Here is a 410-nt window from a genome sequence, read left to right as displayed (position 1 = left end):
TCCCCATCGATACACGCGACCAGTGATCGCGTCATACAAGACCGACAACAGCAGACCAGCGATAACCAGGTAGGTGCCATAGAGGGCAAGGGGGTATCGCCGTACTTGGCTTGCATCAAGCGTGATGACCCGGCCCCATTTATTGAAAAAAGTAGACGCACTCCATGCATCTCCAGATATTTGGAGCAGGCCGATTGCCAAGAGCAGCGTGCCAATTGCGAGAGCGACAATCCCTATCCGCTTTGGAATAGTGTTCATGATTTTATGCATTACAGCTTCCTCGCATTCCAGGCCAGCAGCACGCGGGCGTGAATCCGCAACAGGTCGAGTTCGGCGCCCTTGATGTCATATGGCGGGAACGCATCGTTATCGGAAATCATGCGGATCATTTTCGGAAGCCGCTGCAGTCG

Annotated in this window: 1 protein-coding gene; it reads right to left on the bottom strand. The window is 53.7% G+C overall.

The genetic code is table 11. The features are described 5' to 3' along the window. Positions 1–270: hypothetical protein (locus tag HX773_RS25335; protein ID WP_176973800.1), on the bottom strand; the 270-nt coding region annotated here is incomplete at its 3' end. Positions 271–410 lie beyond the last annotated feature (140 nt).

Source organism: Pantoea sp. B9002 (assembly GCF_013385945.1).
In the GTDB taxonomy this organism is placed as follows: domain Bacteria; phylum Pseudomonadota; class Gammaproteobacteria; order Enterobacterales; family Enterobacteriaceae; genus Pantoea.
This window is presented reverse-complemented; position numbering and strand designations above follow the sequence as displayed.